We start from the raw sequence: 20,890 nt of genomic DNA on the forward strand, positions 1-20,890 counted from the left end.
AAAACATTGCTCGACGTAACAACTTTTGACGAGCTGCGCATCGGCCTCGCGACGGCCGATGACATCCGTCGCTGGTCGCACGGTGAAGTGAAGAAGCCCGAGACCATCAACTACCGCACCCTCAAGCCCGAGAAGGACGGTCTGTTCGGCGAGCAGATCTTCGGACCCTCGCGCGACTGGGAGTGCTCCTGCGGCAAGTACAAGCGGGTCCGCTTCAAGGGCATCGTCTGCGAGCGCTGCGGCGTCGAGGTCACCAAGTCCTCGGTCCGCCGCGAGCGGATGGGCCACATCGAGCTCGCCGCCCCCGTCACCCACATCTGGTACTTCAAGGGCGTCCCCTCGCGCCTCGGATACCTGCTGGACATGGCGCCGAAGGACCTCGAGAAGGTCATCTACTTCGCCGCGTACATGATCATCGACGTGGACGACGACGGCCGTCACGCCGACATGCCCGGCCTCGAGAACGAGCTCCGGCTCGAGATCAAGACCCTCTCGGACCAGCGCGACTCCCGCATCGCGGACCGCCTGGCTCGCCTCGAGACCGACCTCGCCGCCCTCGAGGCGGAGGGCGCGAAGAGCGACCAGAAGCGCCGCACCAAGGACGGCGCCGAGAAGGAGATGGGCCAGATCCGCAAGTCCTTCGACGAGGACATCGCGCGACTGGAGAGCGTGTGGGAGCAGTTCCGCACCCTGAAGGTCGGCGACCTCAAGCCCGAGGACGCCGTCTTCAACGAGCTCGTCGACCGCTACGGCGTCTACTTCGAGGCCTACATGGGCGCCGAGGCGATCAAGAAGCGCCTCGAGCAGTTCGACCTCCAGGCCGAGGCCGAGACGCTGCACCTGCAGATCGCCGAGGGCAAGGGTCAGAAGAAGATCCGCGCCATCAAGCGCCTGCGCGTCGTCAACTCGTTCCTCGCCACCGGCAACTCGCCGGCCGCGATGGTCCTCGACGTGGTCCCGGTCATCCCGCCGGAGCTGCGCCCGATGGTCCAGCTCGACGGTGGCCGCTTCGCCACCTCCGACCTGAACGACCTGTACCGCCGCGTCATCAACCGCAACAACCGCCTCCGCCGCCTGCTCGACCTCGGTGCCCCCGAGATCATCGTGAACAACGAGAAGCGCATGCTCCAGGAGGCGGTCGACGCCCTCTTCGACAACGGCCGCCGAGGCCGTCCCGTCACGGGCACTGGCAACCGCGCCCTGAAGTCCCTGAGCGACATGCTCAAGGGAAAGCAGGGTCGCTTCCGCCAGAACCTGCTGGGCAAGCGCGTCGACTACTCGGGCCGCTCGGTCATCATCGTCGGACCGCAGCTCAAGCTGCACCAGTGCGGTCTGCCCAAGCAGATGGCGCTCGAGCTGTTCAAGCCGTTCGTCATCAAGCGCCTGATCGACCTGTCGCACGCGCAGAACATCAAGGCCGCCAAGCGCATGGTCGAGCGCTCGCGTCCGCAGGTCTGGGACGTGCTCGAGGAGATCATCCGCGAGCGCCCCGTCCTGCTCAACCGCGCGCCCACCCTGCACCGACTCGGCATCCAGGCGTTCGAGCCCCAGCTGGTCGAGGGCAAGGCGATCCAGCTGCACCCGCTCGTCTGCGCCGCGTTCAACGCGGACTTCGACGGCGACCAGATGGCCGTCCACCTGCCCCTGTCGGTCGAGGCCCAGGCCGAGGCGCGCATCCTGATGCTCGCCTCGAACAACATCCTCAAGCCCTCGGACGGCCGTCCGGTCACCCTGCCCACGCAGGACATGATCATCGGCCTGCACCACCTGACGACCATCCGCGAGGGTGGCGCCGGTGAGGGACGCGCGTTCTCCTCCGTCTCAGAGGCGATCCTCGCGAAGGACCAGGGCTCGCTGCACCTGAACTCGAAGGTCCGCATCCGCATGTCGGACGTGTACTTCGCTCAGGGTCAGACCCCCGAGGGCGTCGAGATCGACGACAAGGGCAAGGTCACCGCGCCCGTCCTCCTCGACACGACGCTCGGCCGCGCCCTCTTCAACGAGGCGCTGCCGGTCGACTACCCCTACTTCGAGCAGGTCGCCGACAAGACGACCATCTCCGGGATCGTCAACGACCTCGCGGAGCGCTACCCGAAGGTGGAGGTCGCCGCCTCGCTCGACCGCATCAAGGACGCCGGCTTCTACTGGGCCACCCGGTCCGGTGTGACCGTCGCCCTCTCGGACATCCTCACCCCGCCCTCGAAGCCCGTCATCATCGCGGGCTACGAGAAGAAGGCGGCCAAGGTCGAGTCCGAGTACGACAAGGGTCTGACCACTCAGGCGGAGCGTCGCCAGGAGCTCGTGAAGATCTGGACCGAGGCGACCGACGAGGTCGCCAAGGCGATGCGCGCGAACTTCCCGATCGACAACACGATCAACCGCATGGTCACCTCCGGTGCCCGTGGTAACTGGCTGCAGGTGCGCAACATCGCCGGCATGCGCGGTCTGGTGAACAACCCGAAGGGCGAGATCATCGCCCGCCCGATCATCTCCTCGTACCGCGAGGGACTGTCGGTCGCCGAGTACTTCATCGCCACGCACGGTGCCCGCAAGGGCCTGGCCGACACCGCGCTCCGCACCGCGGACTCGGGCTACCTGACGCGTCGACTCGTCGACGTCTCGCAGGACGTCATCATCCGCGAGGACGACTGCGGCACGACCAAGGGCCTCGACCTGCCGATCATGCTCCAGGACGCCACCGGCGCCTGGATCCAGGACTCGAACGTCGAGAACTCCGTCTACGCCCGCTCGCTCGCCACCGCGGCGACGAACGAGGCCGGCGAGGTCGTGGCCGAGGCCGGCGAGGACGTCGGCGACGTCCTCATCGAGAAGCTCGTCGGTGCCGAGGTGCGTCACATCAAGGTGCGCTCGGTCCTGACCTGCGAGTCGGCCGTCGGCGTCTGCGCGGCCTGCTACGGCCGCTCGCTCGCCACCGGCAAGCTCGTCGACATCGGAGAGGCCGTCGGCATCATCGCGGCCCAGTCGATCGGCGAGCCCGGCACGCAGCTCACGATGCGCACCTTCCACACCGGTGGATCGGCCTCGGCCGACGACATCACGCAGGGTCTGCCCCGCGTGCAGGAGCTCTTCGAGGCCCGCACCCCCAAGGGTGCGTCGCCGATCGCGGAGGCCGCCGGTCGCATCACGATCGAGGACACCGACCGGGCCCGCCGGGTCATCCTCCAGCCGGACAACGGCGACGAGGCGGTCATCTACCCGGTGCTCAAGCGCTCGCAGCTCCTCGTCGAGGACGGCCAGTCGGTCGTGCTCGGTCAGCAGCTGCACGTGGGAACGGTCGACCCCAAGGAGGTCCTGCGCGTGCTGGGCGTCCGCGAGGTCCAGAAGCACCTCGTCGGCGGCGTCCAGGGCGTCTACCGCTCGCAGGGCGTCCCGATCCACGACAAGCACATCGAGGTCATCGTCCGGCAGATGCTCCGCAAGGTCACCGTCGTCGACCACGGCGACACCGACCTGCTGCCGGGTGAGCTCGTCGACCGCTCGCGCTACAGCGAGGTCAACCGTGCGGCTCTGACCGAGGGCAAGCGGACCGCGTCCGCTCGCCAGGAGGTCATGGGCATCACCAAGGCCTCGCTCGCGACCGAGTCGTGGCTGTCGGCCGCGTCCTTCCAGGAGACCACCCGCGTCCTGACGCAGGCGGCCATGGAGGGCAAGCGCGACCCGCTGATGGGCCTCAAGGAGAACGTGATCATCGGAAAGCTGATCCCGGCCGGAACGGGCCTGCCCCGCTACCGGAACGTGTCGGTCGAGGCGACGGAGGAGGCGAAGGCCGAGCGGTACCCCAACCGCATCTTCGCCGACGACGCCGCGTTCAGCGACGCGGACCTCTCGTTCGTCGACTTCGACTCGTTCTCGAGCGACGGCTACGAGCCCGGCAACTACAGCTGAGCACGGTCTGAGTGACGAAGGGCCCCGCCGGGAGACCGGCGGGGCCCTTCGTCGTCCGCGGCACCGTGAGGGGACGACGACGCACGACGGCGGCCTGCGCGGCACGCGGTGAGGGCACCCTGACTGGGGGTCCGTCGATTCCCGACAGAGAGCCCGAACGGGGGCGTCCGGGTGATTGACTTCTGGGACGTTCGTCCGGACGATCCCCTGAACCCGCTCAGCAGGGGTCGCGGCGGTGAGGAAACGCGCGGATGAGAGTCCTGATCGCCGTGCTGGCCGCCCTTCTCGTGGTGGTCGGTGCCGTCGTCGTGCCGTCGGGCTCCGCGGTCGCCGCGGCCGCCGCCACCGCCCCTCCGCCGGCGAGCTGCGGGATCGCCGAGCTCGCCCCGGTCCTCCCGGGCGACGACGTCGAGTCCACGGCGGCGGCCTCGCTGGTGCCGATCCTGGTGCTGCACGGCTGGCTCGGCACCGCGACGCACGACGAGTCGCGCACGGGCGCGTTCTCGCACCTGGTCGACCTGATCGCCACCAACGGCGTCGACCAGCCGGTCACCACCTCGCAGCGCTCGCTCATCGGCGCGTTCCAGGACACCGAGGGCGCCGTCGTCTACACCTTCGACTACCGCGATCTCGCGGCCCGCTGGGTGACCGATCCCGGCATCGCCGACGCCCTGGCCTCCTCGATCGCCTGTCTCACCGCGGCGACCGGCCACCGGGCCGTCGTCGTCGCCCACTCGATGGGCGGCCTCGCCGCGCGCCAGGCCCTCAGCCAGAGCGTCGACGGAGTGCCGGTGGAGTCGATGGTGCGCGAGGTCGTCACCTTCGGCACGCCCAACACCGGCTCGGACCTCGCCCTCCGCCTCGGCCAGATCATCGACTCGACCGGCACGGTCAGCCCCGCGGTGGTCGGCGGACTCGAGCCGCAGTCGCGCCTCGGCATCTCGGCGCTGCTCGCCTCCTGCGGCGCGGCGGCCTCGGAGGACGCGGGCAACGCGGGGGAGTGCACGGGCATGCCCATGATCGACGCGCTGTCGTCGCAGGCGGGGATCGCCCTGCGCACCGGCTCCACGCAGCTCGCGGCCCTGCCGCCCTGGCCGGAGAGCGTCCGCGTGGTCTCGCTCGCCGGCGACATCCGGGTGACCATCGCCTCGGTCCTGGGCTCGCGGACGGGCTCGGTGTCGCTCGGCGACATCATCGTCGCGCCGCCGTCGGCCGAGGCGGGCGTCGACGACTACGTCGTGTCGACCTGCTACTACACGCTCCTGTCGATGCCGGACGTCCCGTCGGTGCTCGCCGAGCTGAACCCGATGGCGCGGCTGGGCGACGCGCTGCGCTTCTCGGCGATGGTGGTCGCCATCGACGCCAGCCCCTGCCACCACGCCAAGCTGATGCGCAACGTCGAGCTCGCCGGCCACGCCGAGGCGGAGGTCGCCGGTGCGGTGGCGGACGAGCTCGGCATCCCGCGCCTCGGCGCCGTGCGCGCGGGGCAGCACCTCCTGCCGCCGTCGGACGAGCCCCGCCGGCCCTTCCGCCCCTGATCGGCGGGACATCATGTCCGGAGTTTTGACGCGGCCCTGATCGAGCGCCTACGGTCGAGATCGGCCGAAGGGGCGGCCGCCTGGGGGACAGGCAGCGCGGCTCGCGCGGCTCGCACGCCGAGCGCGAGCCGCGCCCGTCCCCGCGCGTCCGGCTGCCTCTGTGACCTCCCGAGTAGCCGATGTGCGCGACGACTGTCGGCGATCGTCTACGCTCGGGTGCACCGGGGACGCCGAAGCCGCCCCGCTCACCCGCCTCCGGAGGCACGATGGGCACCGACACCCCGCCCGAGGTCCCGCCGCGACCGGCCCGACTCAGCCGCGAGCAGGTCCGGACCCGGCTGCTCGACGCCGCCCTCGCGGTCGTCCGCGCGGAGGGCCTGCGCGTCGGCGTCTCGCACCTGCCGCTCGAGGACGTCATCCGCTCCGCCGGCGTGCCGCGCAGCACGGTCTACCGGATCTGGCCCACCCGCCAGGCGTTCTACGACGAGCTGGTCGCGGCGATCCCCGAGCGGATCCTCACGGCCCGGCTCGACCCCACCTCGCTCACCGCGGGGGACGCCTACCTGCACCGCCGCCTCGCCGAGCAGCCGACTCCCGAGCAGATGCGCGAGATCCTCGTCGCCTCGCTCACCGTCGCGATCGAGGCCAACTACGACAACGTGTTCGCCTCGCAGCACTGGCGCAACTTCGTCGCCCTGATCGGCGCGGTCGACTCGCACTCGGAGTCGGCCCGCGTCGCGATCCACGAGGCCCTGCACTCGCGCCAGGTGCACTTCATCGAGAACATGGCGAAGTACTACCGGCACACCCTCGCCGAGGCGGGCCTGCGCCTGCGCTCGGGGCGGGAGGAGGAGTACGCCGTGCTCGCCTCCGCCATCTCCTCGTTCATCGAGGGACTCTGCGTCGCCCGGATCGCCGCGCCCGAGCTGGTGACCGGACCGATCGATCCGGGCCGGCCCGGCTCGCCCTCGCTGGTGGTGGCGGGTGCGCTGATGCTGATCGACGGGTTCTGCGAGCCCGTGCCGCCGGAGCCCGCGCCCACCGGGTCCGCATCGGCGGAGGACGCCGCGCTCTAGCGGTCGGCGGGCGGCTCGTCCTCGGCGACCGGCTCGAGCATCCCGTCGACGATCGAGCGGATCGTCCAGGCGGTGAGGCTCCACTCGACCGGCTCGCCGTCCAGGCCGGGCGCCGTGACGACCGCGTCGAGCTCGTCGTCGAGGAGCCGTCCGCGGTGCACCAGCCCGTCCGTCACGATCGCGGTGAGGTGCGCCAGCTGCAGCGTGGTGAAGCCGGGCCGGAGCGAGGCGCTGAACTGATCGAGGACGTCCTGGTAGTAGTCGCGCAGCCGCTGGCTGAGCATCGTCTCGAGCCGGCGGGCGGTCGCGCGCACCGCCTCGCGCGCAGGGCCCTCCTCCATCGAGAAGGTGCAGGCCAGCAGCGCGTTGTAGGAGGACCAGTCCACCGAGGCGCGGAGGGTCTCCACGCTGGAGTTCGCGCCGATGCGGATCATCTCCCAGGCCACCTGACGGCGGCCCGCCGCGGTGCCGAGGTGGGCGGAGGAGCGCTCGTAGACCTCCGTCATCGCCCGCTGGGCGTCGGGATCCGCGCCGTCGGCGAAGCGGTCAGCGACGAAGATCTCGCCGATGAGGTCGGCGACGAACTCCTCCCGCGTGCTCCAGATCCGGTAGACCGAGCTGCGCGGCACGGCGGCCAGGCGGATGTACTCCTCCATCGGCAGGTGGGCGAAGCCGACCGTGAGCCCGTGGGCCGAGATGACCTCGCGGGCGGCGCGGAGCATCCGGGTCCGCACCTGGTCGGCGGGGATCCGGGTCGAGCGGAGGGCGGTCTCGTCGGAGTCGTTCATCGTCACGGAGACTAGCCCTCCTGGGCGGAGTGCGAGCAAGGAGCGGGCCCGGCGGGGATGCGCTGATCGCTGTCGGGACGGAATGTCCCGTGCGTGGCTCGGCCGGTCCTCCTTTCGCTACGGTTCGATCCAGGACGGACCCGACCGTCCTTGCAAGGGGTTTCCGTGGCGGAATTCGAGAAGTTCGCTGTGACCGTGGTGAGCGGTCTGTCCATCGAGCGCGCAGCGCTCGCAGCCCTCCTGGCCGACGTCCTCCCGCACCTCGGTGCCGCGGACCCGGACGCCGCCGAGGCGGACACGATCGCGGTCCTCGACCTCGACCGGGTCGCGCCCGAGGTGCTGACCAGCACGCTCGCGGCGGTCAGCGCGCGGCATCGCGGCCTGGTGGTGCTGTCCGCGTCGGACTCGCTCGAGGCCGTCCGCGCGGTGCTCCGCCTCGAGCGCACCGCCTTCGTCTGGAAGGGCGACGAGCCGAGCGAGCTCGTCGCGGCGCTGGTGTCGGTCGCGTCCGGCCGCTCCTGGATCTCGGAGGCGGCGCGGCACCGCTTCCTCGCCGCCGGTGAGCACCGCCGGCCCGTGCTCAGCCGGCAGGAGAGCCGCGTCATGCGCTCCTACGGGTCCGGCACGGCGGTCAAGGACGTCGCCCTCGACATGCGGATCGCCGAGCACACCGTGCGCACCTACATCAAGCGGATCAAGGCCAAGTACCTCGACGCCGGCATTGCGCTGGAGTCACGGGTCGACTTCTACCGCCACCTGGACGGGCACGACGTCGCGATCCGCAACGGCCGCGACCGGGTGCGGCCCGGCCTGCAGGAGGCGGGCGGCGGCGCGCGAGGCGAGGTCGCCTCGTGAGGCGAGCAGGATCGCGTTGCCGCTCCCGCGCCCCTCGGCGTAGCTGAGCGGACCGACGGCGGCGACCACCGGGAGCACGCGCTGCACCTCCCGCCGGAGCCGCCGCAGCCGCCGGTGATCGGCGTCGTCGGCGACGTTGACCGCGAGCAGGCCGCCGCCCTCGACCAGCCCGGCGAGACGGCGGAGCACCTCGGCGCGGTAGAAGGGCTCCGGGATCTCGTCGCCGTCGTAGACGTCCAGCACGACGAGGTCGGCCGGCGGCACGGCGAGGGGTCCGGCGGCGTCCGCGGTGACGCTGCGCAGCCGCGTCCCGCTGGGGAGCGGTGCGTGCGCCAGCACGAACTCGACCAGCCCGGCGGCGCGCTCGACGACCGTCTGCTCGGAGCCCGGCCGGGTCGCGGCGACGTGGCGCGCCAGGGCCAGCGCCCCGGCGCCGAGGTGGAGGACCGTCACGGGGACGCCCGGTGGCGCGAGCGCATCGACCACGGCGCCGAGCCGGGCCAGGTACTCGAGGCCGAGCTGCTCGGGCGCTCGGAGGTCGATCAGGGACTGCTCGAAGCCGTCGATCTCCAGCACCAGCGAGCCCTCGCGGATCGGGTCGGGCTCGAGCGAGACCAGTGCCCCACCGGGGAGACGGGCGGAGGGAGGCACTCGCCCACGCTAGCGGGCGCTCCCGCCTCGCGCCGGACCGCGGCCGCGGCTACGGTTGCAGCCATGGCCGCCCTCATCCTGCTCGACGTCGACGGCGTCCTGAACCCGTCCGTCTCGAGCGACCGCGCGGCGGGCGGCCACCGGCTGATGCTCGAGCCCGAGCGCGAGGAGCTGGTGCGCCGCCTCGCCGCCGTCGGCACGATCGTCTGGGCGACCACCTGGCCGCCGAAGCTCACCTCGGTGCTCGCGGGCGATCTCGGACTGCCGGCCGGCACGGAGGCCATCGTCTTCGGCGGCGGACTCCCGCGCGACCCGCGCTTCCCCGGGCAGACCGGCAAGCTCCAGCCCGTCGCCGTCTGGCTCGAGCAGGCACGGGACAGGTTCGCGATCGACGCCGTCGTCTGGATCGACGACAACCTCCGCGGCGACGCCGTCGACTGGGCGCGCGAGCAGGAGACGCCGTTCCACCTGATCGTGCCCGAGTCGGCCGCCGGTCTGACGGCGGACGAGGTCGCCGGCGCGGAGTCGTTCCTCGCGGATCTCGGTGTCCGGCCGGCGTCACACGGCGACATCCGGGAATAGCGGTCCCCCTCCCGCTGGTTGGGTGGAGGGTGCGGACGCGTGCGATCGATCGCCGTCCGCTCCTCCCCACCCCACCGAACCGTGCGCGGCTCCGGCCGCGATCCGGTCGTGAGACACCGCGATGCACCGAAGGAAAGACACTGTGACGCTCCTCCCCGCCCGCACCTCGCTGCGCGTCCTGCTCGGCACGACCGCGGCCGCCGCCGCCCTCGTCCTCGCCGGCTGCGCCCCCGCCTCCACCGACGACGTGGTCTCCGGCTCCAGCGACGACAGCACCGCCTCGACCGCCTCCGGGCTGACGCTCGCCGAGGTCGAGGAGTCCGGGAAGCTGACCATCGGCACCGAGGGCACCTACTCCCCGTTCTCCTTCCACGCGGACGGCGGCACGGGCGACCTCACCGGCTACGACGTCGAGGTGATCACCGCGGTCGCCGAGAAGCTCGGCGTCGAGCCGGAGTTCGAGGAGACCCAGTGGGACGCGATGTTCGCGGGTCTGGACGGCGGTCGCTTCGACGTGATCGCCAACCAGGTCTCGATCAACGACGAGCGCAGCGCGAAGTACGACTTCTCCGAGCCGTACTCGGTGAGCCCCGGCGTGGTCGTCGTGCCGGCCGATGACACCGAGATCACCTCGCTCGACTCGCTCTCGGGCAAGACCACCGCGCAGTCGCTCTCGAGCAACTGGTACACGCTCGCGCAGGACAGCGGCGCGACCGTCGAGGGCGTCGAGGGCTGGGCCCAGGCCGTCGCCCTCGTCGAGCAGGGCCGCGTGGACGCGACCCTCAACGACCGCCTCACCTGGCTGGACTGGTCGACGACCTACCCCGACCAGGCCGCGGGCCTCAAGGTCGCCGTGACGACCGACGACAGCTCCTCCAGCGCCTTCACCTTCCCGAAGGGCTCGGACGACCTCGTCGCCGCGGTCGACGGCGCCCTCGACGAGCTGCGCGCCGACGGCACCCTCGCCTCCATCTCCGAGCGCTACTTCGGCGCCGACGTCTCCCAGTAGGAGCATCATGCTGATCGAGTAGCCCGCGCAGCGGGCGTATCGAGATCCACCGTCACCGGGACGCGAGTCTGCAGACCACCGTCCCGGACACGGTGGGTCTCGATCCGCCCCTCCGGGGCTGCTCGACCAGCATGTGGACTGCTCGCCGCAAGGCCGAGCGGTTCCGAGAAATGCGTGCCAGCATTTCTCGGAAGCGGACGCGACACGCTCCACCCACGCCTCCACCTCGACAAGCCGACCGCGGTCTTCTTCCGCATTAGCGGACGAAGACACTGCAGCACCGCATGCTTGCCAGCATTTCTCGGAAGCGGACGCGACTCGCTCTGCCCCACGCATCCACCTCGACATGCCGACCGCGGTCTTCTCCCGCCTCCGGCGGGAGAAGACAAGATGGAACTGTTCTTCAGGTCGTTCTGGCCGATCCTGTCGGGCGGCATCGTCGGCACGATCCCGCTGGCGCTGTCGAGCTTCGTGCTCGGCCTGGCCCTCGCGCTGGCCGTCGCGCTGATGCGCCTCTCGCGGGTGAAGGTCCTGGCCTGGATCGCCCGTGCGTACATCTCCGTGATCCGCGGCACGCCGCTCCTGGTGCAGCTCTTCGTGATCTTCTACGGCCTGCCCAGCCTGGGCGTGAAGATCGACCCCTGGCCGAGCGCGATCATCGCCTTCGCGCTCAACGTCGGCGGCTACGCGGCCGAGGTCATCCGCGCCGCGATCCTCAGCGTGCCCAAGGGGCAGTGGGAGGCGGCGCACACCATCGGGATGGGCCGCGGACTCGCGCTGCGGCGGATCATCCTTCCGCAGGCCGCTCGCGTCTCGGTGCCGCCGCTCTCCAACACGTTCATCTCGCTGGTCAAGGACACCTCGCTCGCCTCGCTGATCCTGGTGACCGAGCTCTTCCGCCAGGCGCAGAAGATCGCCACCGCCTCGAGCGAGTTCATGCTCCTCTACCTCGAGGCCGCCCTCATCTACTGGCTCATCTGCCTCGTCCTCTCCAGCGGCCAGAGCCTCCTCGAGAAGCGATTGGACCGCTATGTCGCCCGTTGACGCCTCCTCCGGCACCGCAGGCCGCCCCGCGGACGGCGACCGCCCCGTCCTCCGCGCCACGGGGCTGCGCAAGTCCTTCAGCGGCGTCGAGGTCCTCCGCGGCATCGACCTCGAGATCCGCCGCGGCGAGGTGATCGCGCTGATCGGCCCGTCCGGCTCGGGCAAGACGACGGTGCTGCGCTCGCTGAACAGCCTCGAGGTCCCCGACGGCGGCCTGCTCGAGCTCGCGGACGGCTCGGTGCTCGACTTCGGCGGGCCGGTCGGCAAGCGCGCGCTCACCGCGCTGCGCGACCGCTCGGCGATGGTCTTCCAGCACTTCAATCTCTTCCCGCACCTCACCGTCCTGCAGAACGTCACGGAGGGCCCGCTGCGCGTGCAGCGCCGCCCGGCGTCCGAGGTGGTGCCGGAGGCGGAGGCGCTGCTCGAGCGCGTCGGTCTCGGCGGCCGCGGCGGCGCCTACCCCTTCGAGCTCTCCGGCGGCCAGCAGCAGCGCGTGGGCATCGTCCGCGCCCTCGCGCTCCGGCCCGATCTCCTGCTCTTCGACGAGCCGACGTCGGCGCTCGATCCCGAGCTGGTCGGCGACGTCCTCTCGCTGATGCGCGAGCTCGCGGGCGAGGGCTGGACGATGCTCGTCGTCACGCACGAGCTGGAGTTCGCCCGGCAGGTCGCCTCCGAGGTCGTCTTCATGGCCGACGGCGTGGTCGTCGAGCGCGGCGCCCCCGCGCAGATCCTCCGCGAGCCGCAGGAGCCGCGCACCCGGCAGTTCCTGCACCGCCTGCTGCACCCGCTCGAGTAGCGCACCGGCCCGCGGCGGCGTCCCCCGTCCCGGGGTGGGCGCGGCGGTCGCTCGTCCCGCGCAGACCCGTGCCTAAGCTGTCGGAGTGACGGGGAACAGCGAAGCCGAGACCACGCGGATGCCAACGACGGGCGACGGCACCGAGCCGACCCGGGAGTACGTCTGGCCCGAGCCGGAGCCGGGCGGCCGACGTCCCGCGACCGGCGCCACCGCCGTGCAGGAGGCGCAGCCCGCGTCGCCGTCCCCGCTCGGCTCCGTCGAGCCGGAGCCGGAGCCCGCCCGCCGGAAGGGCAACCGCCTCGCCGGCCTGGCGATCGCCCTGCTCACCACCGCGGTCTTCGCCGCCCTGTACCTCGTCGCCCTCACCGCGATCCGCGTGCTGATCGACGCCGTCGAGGGCGACCCCGTGGCGATCGCGCTCGCGCAGGGCCCCACGGCCGTCTTCCTCCTCCCGGTCGCCGCCTTCTTCGCCGGACTCGCCCTCATCGTGCTCGCGGTCAACCGCGCCGGCTGGTGGGCCTACGTCCTCGGCGGCTTCTTCGTCGCGCTGCTCGCCGGCGCCGCCGCCCTCGTCGGCGCCTGGTCCGCGGTCGGTGGCTTCGCCGTGCCGCAGGACCGCACCGCCGTCGTCGACTTCCTCCGCGACCCTGCGACCCTCCTCGCCGTCGCCGCGGCCGCCGTGCTCGCCCGGGAGGTCAGCGTCTGGGGCGGGAGCCTCATCGCCGGCCGGGCGCGCGGGGTGAAGCGCCGCAACGCCGAGCGCGACGCCGCCGCGCAGTCGTGACGGCCGCCGGCCCGGGGGAGCAGGGCCGCGGCGCGGGCCTGGGCTACGGCATCGCCCTCGCGGCGTTCGCGTCCTTCCTCTACCTCGCCCTGGTGGTCTGCGCGTTCGGCGTGCTCAGCCTGCTGCTCGATCAGGACGTCGTCCCCGAGCGCGACGCCGGCCCGATCCTCGGCCCGGTCGTGGTGGCAGTCTGCGTCCTCGCCGTCCTCGTCTCGATGATCACGCTCGCCGCCCGGCCCGGCGTCAGCCGACTCGTCGGCCCCTCGCTGCTGACGGCGGTCGTCGTCTACGCGCTCTTCCTCCTGGTCGGCGGCGCGATCTACGGCCTGGGTCTGGGGGAGCCGGGCGCCATCCTCCGCTTCGTCGTCGACCACGCCGCGACGCCGTTCGCGATCGCCGCGGGCGTGCTGGCCGGAGCGGTGCAGATCCTCTTCCTCGCGATGCTCGCCCGCCGCGACGCCGGCGGCGGGACCCCCCACTGGGGCTGGGAGGGCGACGAGCGCGAGTGAGGCTCCCGGGCCGCGTTCTCTCCCAGGGCGAACGCCGTACGGTTGACCGCCCCCGTCACTCCCCGTAATATTCTTCGGGTGTGCGCTTTGTCGTGCGCTCGTGTCGTGCCTCCGGGCCGGCGCAGTGCCGCGCTTCGCTCCACCGGGTCCGCGAGGACCCGCGGGTTCGTCCGATCGGGCGGCCCCCACGGCATACCCCTCCTCCTCCAGGTCTCCGCTCGTCGGCGCCGAGAGGGAGTCGGGTCCAGATGAACTCGGCCGTCCCGGAGACGGGCAGGTCGAATGTCGACCATCGATCCGCTGTCACCGTGCAGCATTCAAGGAGCAAATCAGTGCCAACGATTCAGCAGTTGGTCCGAAAGGGACGCACGCCGAAGGTCACCAAGACCAAGGCGCCCGCCCTGAAGGCCAACCCCCAGCAGCGCGGCGTCTGCACGCGCGTCTACACGACCACGCCCAAGAAGCCGAACTCGGCCCTCCGCAAGGTGGCCCGCGTGAAGCTCTCCAACGGCACCGAGGTCACGGCCTACATCCCCGGTGAGGGCCACAACCTCCAGGAGCACTCGATGGTGCTCGTCCGCGGCGGTCGTGTGAAGGACCTCCCCGGTGTCCGCTACAAGATCGTTCGCGGCGCCCTGGACACCCAGGCCGTCAAGAACCGCAAGCAGGCTCGCAGCCGGTACGGCGCGAAGATGGAGAAGAAGTAATGCCTCGTAAGGGACCCGCTCCTAAGCGCCCCGTCGTCGCAGACCCCGTCTACGGCGCCCCGGTCGTCAGCCAGCTCGTGAACAAGATCCTCCTGGACGGCAAGAAGGGCCTCGCCGAGCGCATCGTCTACGGCGCGCTCGAGGGGGTCTCGACCAAGAACGGCCAGGACGCCGTCGTCACGCTCAAGAAGGCGCTCGACAACGTCCGTCCGACCCTCGAGGTCCGCAGCCGCCGCGTCGGCGGCTCGACCTATCAGGTCCCCGTCGAGGTCAAGCCGCACCGCGCCAACACCCTCGCCCTCCGCTGGCTCACCAGCTATGCGAAGGCCCGTCGCGAGAAGACGATGACCGAGCGTCTCATGAACGAGATCCTCGACGCGTCGAACGGTCTGGGCGCCGCTGTCAAGCGTCGCGAGGACACCCACAAGATGGCCGAGTCGAACAAGGCCTTCGCGCACTACCGCTGGTAGCGCACCCCGCGCCCGCCCCCGGCGAGCGCGACCCCCGGTCCCGCGGCGCGCGCCTCAGTGCGCGCGCCGCGGTCCCGGACCCGGCGGCGGATCCTCGGATCCGGCGTGGACGGGCGACCGCCACCATCACGATCCCAGCCGATCGGCCATGAACCCGTTGCGCTGGCTCCATCACCTATCGGAGGAACTCCGTGGCACAAGATGTGCTCACCGACCTGAACAAGGTCCGCAACATCGGCATCATGGCCCACATCGATGCCGGCAAGACCACCACCACCGAGCGCATCCTGTTCTACACGGGTATCACGCACAAGATCGGTGAGGTCCACGACGGCGCCGCCACGATGGACTGGATGGCGCAGGAGCAGGAGCGCGGCATCACGATCACGTCCGCCGCGACGACGTGCTTCTGGAACAAGAACCAGATCAACATCATCGACACCCCCGGTCACGTCGACTTCACGGTCGAGGTCGAGCGCTCGCTGCGCGTCCTCGACGGCGCCGTCGCCGTCTTCGACGGCAAGGAGGGCGTCGAGCCCCAGTCCGAGACCGTCTGGCGTCAGGCCGACAAGTACGACGTCCCGCGCATCTGCTTCGTCAACAAGATGGACAAGCTCGGCGCCGACTTCTACTTCACCGTCGACACGATCATCAACCGCCTCGGCGCCAAGCCGCTGGTCATCCAGCTGCCCATCGGCGCGGAGTCCAGCTTCGAGGGCGTCGTCGACCTCGTCGAGATGCGCGCGCTCACGTGGCGCGGCGACTCGAAGGGTGACGTCGCGCTGGGCGCGAAGTACGAGATCGAGGAGATCCCCGCGGACCTGGCCGACAAGGCCGCCGAGTACCGCGAGAAGCTGCTCGAGACCGTCGCGGAGACCTCCGACGAGCTGCTCGAGAAGTACTTCGGCGGTGAGGAGCTCACGGTCGCCGAGATCAAGGGCGCCATCCGCAAGCTGACCGTCAACTCGGACATCTACCCCGTGCTCTGCGGCTCCGCGTTCAAGAACCGCGGCGTCCAGCCGATGCTCGACGCGGTCGTCGACTACCTCCCCTCCCCGCTCGACGTCCCCGCCATCGAGGCGCACGACGTCCGCGACGAGGAGAAGGTCATCATGCGCCACGCGGACTCGACCGAGCCCTTCTCGGCGCTCGCGTTCAAGGTCGCGGTGCACCCGTTCTTCGGTCGCCTCACCTACGTCCGCGTCTACTCGGGCAAGCTCGACTCCGGCGCCCAGGTCATCAACTCGACCAAGGGCAAGAAGGAGCGCATCGGCAAGATCTTCCAGATGCACTCCAACAAGGAGAACCCGGTCGACTCGGTCACCGCCGGCCACATCTACGCCGTCATCGGCCTCAAGGACACCACCACCGGTGACACCCTGAGCGACCCGACCGCGCAGGTCGTGCTCGAGTCGATGACCTTCCCGGAGCCCGTCATCGAGGTCGCCATCGAGCCCAAGACGAAGGCCGACCAGGAGAAGCTCGGCACCGCGATCCAGAAGCTCGCGGAGGAGGACCCCACCTTCCGCACCGAGCAGAACCAGGAGACCGGTCAGACGGTCATCAAGGGAATGGGCGAACTGCACCTCGACATCCTGGTGGACCGCATGAAGCGCGAGTTCAACGTCGAGGCCAACGTCGGCAAGCCGCAGGTGGCCTACCGCGAGACGATCCGCCGCACGGTCGAGAAGTACGACTACACCCACAAGAAGCAGACGGGTGGCTCGGGCCAGTTCGCGAAGGTCCAGATCTCCATCGAGCCGATGGAGGTCGAGGCCGACAAGACCTACGAGTTCGTCAACGGCGTCACCGGTGGTCGCGTCCCCCGCGAGTACATCCCCTCGGTCGACGCGGGCATCCGCGACGCCATGCTGGTCGGCGTCCTCGCCGGCTACCCCATGGTGGGCATCAAGGCGACCCTGACCGACGGCGCGGCGCACGACGTCGACTCCTCGGAGATGGCGTTCAAGATCGCCGGCTCCATCGCGTTCAAGGAGGCCTCGCGCAAGGCGCAGCCGGTCCTCCTCGAGCCGCTGATGGCCGTCGAGGTCCGCACGCCCGAGGAGTACATGGGCGACGTCATCGGCGACCTCAACTCGCGTCGCGGGATGATCCAGTCGATGGAGGACGCCGCGGGCGTCAAGGTCATCAAGGCCAACGTCCCGCTGTCCGAGATGTTCGGCTACATCGGCGACCTGCGCTCGAAGACCTCGGGCCGCGCGGTCTACTCGATGACGTTCGAGACCTACGCCGAGGTCCCCAAGGCCGTGGCTGAGGAGATCGTCCAGAAGAACAAGGGCGAGTAGCACTCGTCCCACCCCCGCCGCGGTTCTGCGGAACCGCGGCGGGCCTGGTAGTGTCGTGCGGGTTTGCTGCCGCGTTCTGCGCGCCTCGGATCCTCATCGGATGGCCCGCGCGACCACTGCCGGTAACATACCTACACAAAACCCCCGCAAGTCCTCCTGTCCTCGTGCCGCCCCGTGCGGCGTCGGATGCGGATGCTTGCACCTAAGTCCTGAGGAGGACCCACAGTGGCTAAGGCCAAGTTCGAGCGGACCAAGCCGCACGTCAACATCGGAACCATCGGTCACGTCGACCACGGAAAGACCACCCTCACCGCGGCGATCTCGAAGGTTCTGGCGGACAAGTACCCGTCCGCGACCAACGTCCAGCGTGACTTCGCGTCGATCGACTCCGCTCCCGAGGAGCGCCAGCGCGGCATCACGATCAACATCTCGCACGTCGAGTACGAGACGCCGAAGCGCCACTACGCGCACGTCGACGCCCCCGGTCACGCCGACTACATCAAGAACATGATCACCGGCGCGGCGCAGATGGACGGCGCGATCCTCGTGGTCGCCGCCACCGACGGCCCGATGGCTCAGACCCGTGAGCACGTCCTCCTCGCCAAGCAGGTCGGCGTGCCGTACCTCCTCGTCGCCCTGAACAAGGCCGACATGGTGGACGACGAGGAGATCCTCGAGCTCGTCGAGCTCGAGGTCCGCGAGCTGCTGTCCTCGCAGGGCTTCCCCGGCGACGACGCCCCCGTGGTCCGCGTCTCCGGCCTCAAGGCCCTCGAGGGCGACGAGGCGTGGACCCAGTCCATCCTCGACCTCATGGACGCCGTCGACGCCTCCGTCCCGGACCCGATCCGCGACAAGGACAAGCCGTTCCTCATGCCGATCGAGGACGTCTTCACGATCACCGGTCGTGGAACCGTCGTCACCGGTCGCGCCGAGCGCGGCACCCTCTCGCTGAACTCCGAGGTCGAGATCGTCGGCATCCGCCCGACGCAGAAGACCACGGTCACCGGCATCGAGATGTTCCACAAGCAGCTCGACGAGGCCTGGGCCGGCGAGAACTGCGGTCTGCTCCTCCGCGGCACCAAGCGCGAGGACGTCGAGCGCGGCCAGGTCGTCGTCAAGCCGGGTTCGGTCACGCCGCACACGGACTTCGAGGGCACCGCGTACATCCTGTCCAAGGACGAGGGTGGGCGTCACAACCCGTTCTACGGGAACTACCGCCCCCAGTTCTACTTCCGCACCACCGACGTCACCGGCGTCATCACGCTGCCCGAGGGCACCGAGATGGTCATGCCCGGCGACACCACCGACATGACGGTCGCGCTGATCCAGCCGATCGCCATGGAGGAGGGCCTCGGCTTCGCCATCCGTGAGGGTGGCCGCACCGTGGGTGCCGGAACGGTCACCAAGATCGTCAAGTAGGTTCTCCTGCTGATCTCTCGAGAGGGGTCGTCCGCTTCGGCGGGCGGCCCCTCTCGTCGTTCCCGGTGCAGGTCGGCCCCGGTCTCGATCCGCTCGGCGGAGGCTGACTAGCGTGGGAGGCATGCCCTTCGTGAAGACGAACCCGTCCGCTCCCGCGCAGTTCTTCGAGTGGGAGGCGGCGGGACTGCGCTGGCTGGCCGAGGCCGAGGAGGCCGGGGGAGCGCGCTGCGCCGAGGTGCTGCTCGTCGAGCCCGGCCGCATCGAGCTCGAGGAGGTCCGCTCCGCCCGCCCGACGCGGGAGGCCGCCCGGCGCTTCGGCGGCGCCCTCGCGCGCACGCACGACGCGGGAGCCGCCGCCTTCGGTGCGCCGCCGGCCGGCTGGTCCGGCCCCGCCTTCATCGGGCGCCGCGCGATGCCCTGCACTCCGGAGGACTCCTGGGGCCGCTTCTACGCGGAGCAGCGGGTCCGGCCCTTCCTCCGCCCGGCCGTCGAGGCGGGCAACCTGTCCTCTGCCGACGCCCGCACCGTCGAGAGCGCCCTCGACCTCGTCCGGGCCGGAGCCTTCGACGACGACGACGTCCCCGCGCGCCTGCACGGCGACCTCTGGAACGGCAACGTGCTGTGGTCGGACGAGGGCGCGGTGCTGATCGATCCGGCCGCGCACGGCGGCCACCGCGAGACCGACCTCGCGATGCTGGCGCTCTTCGGGCTGCCCCGGCTCGACGACGTCCTCGCCGGCTACGAGGAGGTCCACCCGCTGCGCCCGGGGTCCGAGGACCGCGTGCCGCTGCACCAGCTCCATCCGCTCGCGGTGCACGCCGCCGGCCACGGACCCTCCTACGGCCGGGCCCTCGCCGATGCCGCGGCCCGCGTCCTCGCTCTCTGATCTCCCCGGCGCGTCCCGCACCGTTCGTCCAGGCGGTGTCGCCACACTGAGGCTCGCGCGGCCCCCTGCCCGCACGGATCAAGGAGGAACCATGGTGGACTTCGGCAAGCTCGGACGACAGGCCGGCGAGCTGCTCAACAGCAAGAAGGTCCAGGAGACGCTCCGCAGCGAGAAGGCGGAGGGCGTCTCGGACCAGGTGCTCGAGAAGACCGGCGACATCGCGAGCCGCCTCACCAAGGGCAAGTACGACGACCGCATCGAGGACCTCAAGCGCCAGGCCGACAAGCGCCTCGGCAACGAGTAGCGCAGGGCCGGGGGCGCCCGTCAACCCGCTGACGGTGCCGGAGCCCCCGCCCTATCGTCGGGTCGATGGCCGATCCGCTCACCCAACGACTCCGCCGGACCGACTCGAGCGGTCGCGGCTACAGCCGGGTCCGCTCCGGTACCGGCTTCAGCTACCGCGACCCCAAGGGCGCCACGGTCACGGACCCCGAGCTGCGGGCCCGCTTCGACCACCTCGGCATCCCGCCGGCCTGGCAGGAGGTCTGGATCGCGCCGTACCCCAACGGGCACATCCAGGCCACGGGCGTCGACGGCGCCGGCCGCCGGCAGTACATCTACCACCCGACCTGGCGCGAGCAGAAGGACCGGATCAAGTTCGACCGGGCGCTCCGGCTCGCGGAGGCCCTTCCCGGTGCCCGCCGCCGGGTGACGATCGCCCTCCGCGACGACGGGCCCACCCGCGAGCGCGCGCTGGCGACCGGCTTCCGGATGCTCGATACCGGCTCGCTGCGGGTCGGCAGCGAGCAGTACGCGAAGGAGCACGGCAGCATCGGCCTGACGACGCTGCTCTGCTCGCACGCGACGACGCACGGCGACCGCGTCGCACTCGCCTTCCCCGGCAAGAGCCACCAGGCCTGGACGAGCGAGATCCTCGACCACGACCTGGCCCGCGTGGTCCGGGCGCTGAAGCGCCGCGGCCCGAACGCCCGGCTCCTGGCCTGGAAGGACGGCCGCGTCTGGCGCCCGGTCTCCGCGGCCGACATCAACGACTACGTGCGCGAGCGCGCCGGCGACGACTTCACGGCGAAGGACTTCCGCACCCTGCACGGCACGGTCGCCGCGGCGCTGAGCCTCGCGAAGGCGGGACCGCAGCCCACCCAGCGACTGCGCACGAGGGCGATCTCGCAGGCGATGAAGGACGCGTCCGAAGTGCTCGGGAACACGCCGACCGTGGCTCGCGCGAGCTACGTCGACCCCCGCGTGCTCGATCACTTCCGGGCGGGCGAGACGATCGATCCGTCCCGTCCGGGCTCTGCCGAGACGACGCTGCGGGCGCTGCTCTTCGAGTGAGCGGTGGGCGTCGCCCGGGTCCGGTGAGACCCGGGATTCCGCGGCCGGAGACCGGCGGCGGTGGAGCTCGACAGCGCGACACGCCCGGGTTGCACGGGTGCTGGATCCGTGAGAGACTCTTCTAGTTCAAAATTTCCGCCTGCGCAGCGTGCTGCGAGGGGGTGGAACACTGCCAGGCAGTGCCGAGACGGCGCCCCAGCGGCTCGACCCG

18 protein-coding genes are annotated in these 20,890 nt (G+C 70.8%); 17 read left to right on the forward strand and 1 reads right to left on the reverse strand.

The genetic code is table 11. The annotated features are described in order from the left end of the window. Positions 1–6 precede the first annotated feature (6 nt). The 3 genes from EDF17_RS02495 to EDF17_RS02505 all read left to right on the forward strand — a co-directional run bounded on the left by EDF17_RS02495 (position 7) and on the right by EDF17_RS02505 (position 6,520). Entirely contained in the window at positions 7–3,906 is a 3,900-nt protein-coding gene (locus EDF17_RS02495; protein WP_123445025.1) for a DNA-directed RNA polymerase subunit beta', read from the forward strand. A 251-nt stretch (positions 3,907–4,157) separates the two neighbouring features. Further along, positions 4,158–5,444, forward strand: coding sequence for a hypothetical protein (locus tag EDF17_RS02500; RefSeq protein ID WP_123445026.1), 1,287 nt, complete (start codon positions 4,158–4,160; stop codon positions 5,442–5,444). A gap of 266 nt (positions 5,445–5,710) precedes the next feature. Next, positions 5,711–6,520, forward strand: coding sequence for a TetR/AcrR family transcriptional regulator (locus EDF17_RS02505; protein WP_123445027.1), 810 nt, complete (start codon positions 5,711–5,713; stop codon positions 6,518–6,520). On the opposite strand, the gene EDF17_RS02510 is transcribed toward EDF17_RS02505, so the two are convergent. After that, the gene (locus EDF17_RS02510) at positions 6,517–7,308 is read right to left on the reverse strand and encodes a hypothetical protein (protein WP_127885906.1); all 792 of its coding nucleotides are present in this window, start codon (positions 7,306–7,308) and stop codon (positions 6,517–6,519) included. The genes EDF17_RS02505 and EDF17_RS02510 overlap by 4 nt on opposite strands. A gap of 165 nt (positions 7,309–7,473) precedes the next feature. On the opposite strand from EDF17_RS02510, the gene EDF17_RS02515 reads away from it, so the two are divergent. The 14 genes from EDF17_RS02515 (at position 7,474) to EDF17_RS02580 (ending at position 20,679) form a co-directional block, all read left to right on the forward strand. Then, complete coding sequence (locus EDF17_RS02515; protein ID WP_133671843.1) at positions 7,474–8,163, forward strand: LuxR C-terminal-related transcriptional regulator; 690 nt, start codon at positions 7,474–7,476, stop codon at positions 8,161–8,163. Between the two features lie 714 nt (positions 8,164–8,877). Next, the gene (locus EDF17_RS02520; protein WP_123445030.1) at positions 8,878–9,396 is read left to right on the forward strand and encodes an HAD domain-containing protein; all 519 of its coding nucleotides are present in this window, start codon (positions 8,878–8,880) and stop codon (positions 9,394–9,396) included. Between the two features lie 247 nt (positions 9,397–9,643). Beyond that, a complete protein-coding gene (locus EDF17_RS02525) occupies positions 9,644–10,405 on the forward strand; it encodes an amino acid ABC transporter substrate-binding protein (RefSeq protein ID WP_243582595.1) in 762 nt (253 codons plus the stop codon). A 390-nt stretch (positions 10,406–10,795) separates the two neighbouring features. Then, complete coding sequence (locus EDF17_RS02530; protein ID WP_123445032.1) at positions 10,796–11,449, forward strand: amino acid ABC transporter permease; 654 nt, start codon at positions 10,796–10,798, stop codon at positions 11,447–11,449. After that, positions 11,436–12,245 (forward strand): amino acid ABC transporter ATP-binding protein, encoded by an 810-nt coding sequence (locus tag EDF17_RS02535; protein ID WP_123445033.1) that lies wholly within the window; start codon positions 11,436–11,438, stop codon positions 12,243–12,245. The genes EDF17_RS02530 and EDF17_RS02535 overlap by 14 nt, the downstream gene beginning before the upstream one ends. 118 nt (positions 12,246–12,363) lie before the next feature. Then, a complete protein-coding gene (locus EDF17_RS02540; RefSeq protein ID WP_123445034.1) occupies positions 12,364–13,029 on the forward strand; it encodes a hypothetical protein in 666 nt (221 codons plus the stop codon). Beyond that, positions 13,026–13,538 (forward strand): DUF6121 family protein, encoded by a 513-nt coding sequence (locus EDF17_RS02545; RefSeq protein ID WP_123445035.1) that lies wholly within the window; start codon positions 13,026–13,028, stop codon positions 13,536–13,538. The genes EDF17_RS02540 and EDF17_RS02545 overlap by 4 nt, the downstream gene beginning before the upstream one ends. Before the next feature lie 332 nt (positions 13,539–13,870). Then, positions 13,871–14,245, forward strand: a complete 375-nt coding sequence (gene rpsL, locus EDF17_RS02550; protein ID WP_011186743.1) for a 30S ribosomal protein S12 — start codon at positions 13,871–13,873, stop codon at positions 14,243–14,245. Beyond that, positions 14,245–14,715, forward strand: a complete 471-nt coding sequence (rpsG, locus tag EDF17_RS02555) for a 30S ribosomal protein S7 (protein ID WP_056037355.1) — start codon at positions 14,245–14,247, stop codon at positions 14,713–14,715. Before rpsL ends, rpsG begins: the two co-directional genes overlap by 1 nt. Positions 14,716–14,906: 191 nt before the next feature. After that, positions 14,907–17,021: an elongation factor G gene (gene fusA, locus EDF17_RS02560; protein ID WP_123445036.1), complete on the forward strand. Its 2,115-nt coding sequence runs from the start codon at positions 14,907–14,909 to the stop codon at positions 17,019–17,021. Between the two features lie 225 nt (positions 17,022–17,246). After that, a complete protein-coding gene (gene tuf / locus EDF17_RS02565; protein ID WP_123445037.1) occupies positions 17,247–18,440 on the forward strand; it encodes an elongation factor Tu in 1,194 nt (397 codons plus the stop codon). A gap of 121 nt (positions 18,441–18,561) precedes the next feature. Beyond that, positions 18,562–19,326 carry a fructosamine kinase family protein gene (locus tag EDF17_RS02570; RefSeq protein WP_123445038.1) on the forward strand — a complete coding sequence of 255 codons (765 nt, stop codon included), beginning with the start codon at positions 18,562–18,564 and terminating at the stop codon, positions 19,324–19,326. Between the two features lie 91 nt (positions 19,327–19,417). Continuing rightward, positions 19,418–19,630 carry an antitoxin gene (locus tag EDF17_RS19705; protein WP_123735027.1) on the forward strand — a complete coding sequence of 71 codons (213 nt, stop codon included), beginning with the start codon at positions 19,418–19,420 and terminating at the stop codon, positions 19,628–19,630. A 65-nt stretch (positions 19,631–19,695) separates the two neighbouring features. Next, complete coding sequence (locus tag EDF17_RS02580; protein WP_123445040.1) at positions 19,696–20,679, forward strand: DNA topoisomerase IB; 984 nt, start codon at positions 19,696–19,698, stop codon at positions 20,677–20,679. Positions 20,680–20,890 lie beyond the last annotated feature (211 nt).

This window comes from Rathayibacter sp. PhB1 (assembly GCF_004362935.1).
GTDB lineage: Bacteria > Actinomycetota > Actinomycetes > Actinomycetales > Microbacteriaceae > Rathayibacter > Rathayibacter festucae.